The 4,127-nt window shown below is 31.8% G+C and carries 4 protein-coding genes; all 4 read right to left on the reverse strand.

The genetic code is table 11. From position 1 onward, the window contains the following. Nucleotides 1-75: 75 nt before the first annotated feature. From AC1P5O_RS16180 to AC1P5O_RS16195, 4 genes are read right to left on the reverse strand one after another with little or no spacing between them, the layout of a single operon-like run. Entirely contained in the window at nt 76-456 is a 381-nt protein-coding gene (locus AC1P5O_RS16180) for a DUF6262 family protein (RefSeq protein WP_499006390.1), read from the reverse strand. Between the two features lies 1 nt (nt 457). Further along, on the reverse strand, nt 458-2,707 hold the full coding sequence (locus tag AC1P5O_RS16185; protein ID WP_499006392.1) for a tyrosine-type recombinase/integrase: 2,250 nt from the start codon (nt 2,705-2,707) through the stop codon (nt 458-460). Beyond that, complete coding sequence (locus tag AC1P5O_RS16190) at nt 2,707-3,795, reverse strand: tyrosine-type recombinase/integrase (RefSeq protein WP_499006394.1); 1,089 nt, start codon at nt 3,793-3,795, stop codon at nt 2,707-2,709. The genes AC1P5O_RS16185 and AC1P5O_RS16190 overlap by 1 nt, the downstream gene beginning before the upstream one ends. A gap of 55 nt (nt 3,796-3,850) precedes the next feature. Further along, nucleotides 3,851-4,126 (reverse strand): zinc ribbon domain-containing protein, encoded by a 276-nt coding sequence (locus AC1P5O_RS16195; protein WP_499006395.1) that lies wholly within the window; start codon nt 4,124-4,126, stop codon nt 3,851-3,853. Nucleotide 4,127 lies beyond the last annotated feature (1 nt).

Genomic DNA, 4,127 nt, shown 5'->3' on the forward strand with positions numbered 1-4,127 from the left:
CTATCTAAACATCTATAAAAGTTTATGAATATAAACCTTATTAAATTAAAGATTTATACTTTGTTTACATATAAACTATGAATAATCATGTAGCTTACCATATAACATTTCGATAGTCTTTTTTTGCTCTAAATTAGAAAGCTCTAATTCTTTTATTCTTGCCTTTAAGGTTGCGATTAAAGCATCTTTTGAAGTGTCGGAAGTTTTTTCTAACACAAGTTTATTATCATTTTTACTATTATTCATGGCTCTAATTTTTTTGATTCGATCCGCTATTTCGGGTTCTCTATAAAGCCAAGCTGTAGATACTTTCGCTTTTTCCGCTACAGTCTTAAAGTTAATAGTTATGTTTTCCTTTAACATTTTTTGTATGGCTAGTTCTGTACGCTTTATGGCATCATTTTTCTTCTTTAAAGCATTTGCTTTCAAGCCTTGTGTGTTTCTATCATGAGCCATCTTAATTATCCTCTAACGGTGTAATAATTTTCACTAATGATTCTTTAATACGCTCATTCATTTCTAACTGACGAACCCAGCCATTCTTTTGACAAGTTTCAATAACCACCTCGGTTCTTTGTAATTGTTCTTTATGCTGAGGTAGAAAGGTGCGATCAGTTCTAAAGTTCGGACAAGTTAAACAAGCATTTGCATGTGGACACCCTCCCTGCACAACAGGTAATGAACAAAGTCCATTTGGCAAAGTTTGCATTGCTATATTTTTTTTAAGCCATTGAGCATCAATATAGTCTGAACTTGTGCCAAGAGTTAGATCACCAATAATATCTTGGTCATTAAACTTTTTACCGTTTATATCAATCATGGTGTTATTAAATTTTTTAAATTCATTTTTTAATGTTTCATCCATAATATGAGCATAAGTGCTAGTCATTGTCGGACTTTCGTGACCTAAATATTTTTGAATAATATGTTGAGGCACACCATTATTAATCATTCTTGTTGCTACAGTATGTCTAAATTGATGAAATGAAAAGTGATAAGGTCTTCCACTTACATCACTAATATTATTATCTACAGCAAGCTTATTTAGTTTGGTAATTAATGTACCTTTAGACCTTGCCATACCTGCTCTAGGATAATTAGCACCATTTTCTTTAAATTTTGGTGTTGTAAATAATAGCTCAGGTGCTTTTCCAAATTCGCAGACCATCATTTCTTGCTGTTCTTTTATTACGTTAACTAATTCTTTTGAAATTGGTACAGTATGATCCTTTCTCATTTTATGTTGATAATATTTAATAAAGTAATCTCCTTGATTATCAGGAAAAATACAATCAAATTTCAAACTACAACATTCACTAATCCGCATCCCCACTTCTTGTAATACCAAAAAAAATCTCATTATATCTGAGGGGAGTTTGTCTATATGATGATTTAATTTACTCATTATATCTTCAGGAATAAACTTAGGAATAGCCTTTTCTTGTTTAGGATAATTCATATCGGTTATTAATTTAGTATCACCGAACCTAAGATATTCTGACTCCTCACACCATTCAAAATATGCTCGAAGTGATGATGTTCTTTTTTTAATAGTTGTAAGTTTCCAGTCAGAATTCGACCATTTAAAAAGTACATCTTGAACTATCAACCTATTGATTTCATCAGGTTTACACTCTGATTTTAATGTATAAAGTGATTTACTAAAACACTTTATAGCATCAAGACCAGAAACTAATGTCCCGAATGATCTAGTTGGGTAAATGGCTTTTAAATAAGCTTTAGCTGAAATTAAAAGCCATTCAAAGTGGATATTAGAAAAGTTAAGTCGTCGTATTCCTGCTTCTCCTTGAGATTTTTTGACGGTACAATCTTCAAAAAACCAAACATTGTCATTTTTTATAGGAATTTTATTTAAACATTTTTGATATATATCATGATGGTTATGTCTAATTACTCCTTCGCCTATCCCTGACTCAGCCATTAGCTGTTTTGCACTAATGTACCCACCATTAATAATAGGTTTAGTATTAATCTGAGTTCCTGTTTCTAATCTTTCTAAAGCATCTAACAGAATTTTTCTTTCAGTCGCATGTTTATTCTGAGTTTGCTTTTCAATCTCAAACAAAATTTTGTTATGCGCTTCGGGATAACTTTTTCTAACAGCCATATCAAAAGTTTCTGGAAGACCTGCAACTCGACATACTTTCTTTACTGTAATAACTTCCTTCTTAAATAAAAGAGTATCTAATGCTTTTAACAATCTTTCATGTTTTTCTTTATTTCCATATCGAGAAAATTGACTTTGAGTTTCAATTATTTTTTCAACAACATCAGGTAAAAATTGATATATATAAGAGTCATTAACTTCTGCTTCTTTAGCTACTCCTAAAATACTTATCTTTGCATTATGACTTACATTCTTGGTTTTACCTGATTTAAAACGCTCAATTGCATCTAAACAGCATCTTCTCGCATGGTTAGCATGATTAGTAATACTTTCATTCTTAGGTGCTTTCAATGAATTTACATACAGCATTACATCTCTAAACTCTCTATGGAGTTCAGTAAGTGATACATTTGCTTCTTTAGCAATATTCTTAAAGATTAACTTAGCATTTTTACTAATCACAATAGGATTGCCATTTTTTATCCTATCAATAGCTTCTATTGCCTGTTTTCTAATATTTTTATGCTCAACTTTAATATCTTCATTAATAACTATGTTTTCAGCGAAATTCTTGCTCATTAACTTTGATCCTTTTTAAATTTTTGGAATGCTGTCTTTAAATCTTGATCATTTAAATGAGCGTAAGTATTGATGGTTGTTTGAATATCTTTATGCCCCAGACGTTTCTGAACATAAGAAGCATCCCAACCACTTCTTAGCAATTCTGTTGCATGTGTATGTCGAAAAATATGAGGACTAAATGGAATATTTAGAGTTTTAGCCAAACGACTGAATTTCGTGTAAACAGCACTGTAACTTAATGGCTGTCCCTTATTCTCGCCCCATATATTTACAAAAACATAGTCAGAATCAATATCGTCAAAGTCATAAACAACATAATCTGTGTAGCGTCTTATGAGATCAGCACTAACATCAATAACTCTAGTTTCTTGGCTTTTAGCCCTCGCATTATTAAGGTTATCATCACGATAAATTACATGAATTGTGCTATCCCAACTTTTAATATCTTCATGCCTTAAACCAAGACACTCACCTATACGCATACCTGTTTCATGGAGTAAAGCTACTAAAAACTTATCTCTGCGGTTAGCACATGAATCTAGAATTTTATTAACTTGTTCAAACGTTAATGTTTTTGGGATTCGTTTTGGCTCTTTAACTTTAAGAATACTGTGTTTAGCAAAGTCAGATTTACTAATATGGTGTAGAAATGGTTTGTAGCTTTTATGCTTAGATTTGCTTAACTTCTTATCATTTAAAGCTAGTGCGCTGCCTAATCTTGAATGGTAATCATAAAATGCTGTTATTGCCGTAACTATCGTATTTATTGTTTTTTCTGAACGTAACGACACCTTTGAGGAAAAAGGAATAATATTACTTGCATCTACTGTTCCTAATTTGAGAAAGTTGATGAACTCTGACATTTCAATTAAACCGATCTCATTCCAACTATAGTTCTTCAAAGACAGAAATAGCCAAAACTCTTTAAGATGATAAGCATAAGAACGAATAGTATTGGGAGATTTTCTAACAGAACTTAAATACCTTAAATAAAGATCAATTGATGGTATAGCTAAGTGATCATCACCAATGACAATCCAAAAGTCTTCTGTTTGATTATTAATTCGTATTTTCTGCACTTTCATTAAGTAGAATCTACTATGTATATGTGTTTAGATATAAATTCTACAATGTATATTATTAAGAGTAAATCATTCTTTGTTTACTTTGTATATTACTATTTATATGTAGTAGATAACGCTGCCAGGCTGTACCGCAGTTCTGGCATGTCCATTCTCTCATTCCAAGATCAACCCTACCTTTCGGACTACTGCTTGATATTTGCTTACAGCACGAGCAGATCTGGGTGGTATAGGACTCATTGACTTCTTCAAACAATACGCTTGCGTTCTCGCATTTATACTTGAGCATTGTTTTGAGTGCTGAAAATCCTGTATCCAGGACCGACTTCGCCATC

It is taken from the genome of Prolinoborus fasciculus (genome assembly GCF_056724605.1).

Bases quoted from the DNA above. Each gene is read 5' to 3' on its own strand.
- AC1P5O_RS16180 (WP_499006390.1), bottom strand. From the start codon at position 456: ATGGCTCATGATAGAAACACACAAGGCTTGAAAGCAAATGCTTTAAAG.
- AC1P5O_RS16185 (WP_499006392.1), bottom strand. From the start codon at position 2,707: ATGAGCAAGAATTTCGCTGAAAACATAGTTATTAATGAAGATATTAAA.
- AC1P5O_RS16195 (WP_499006395.1), bottom strand. From the start codon at position 4,126: ATGGCGAAGTCGGTCCTGGATACAGGATTTTCAGCACTCAAAACAATG.
- AC1P5O_RS16190 (WP_499006394.1), bottom strand. From the start codon at position 3,795: ATGAAAGTGCAGAAAATACGAATTAATAATCAAACAGAAGACTTTTGG.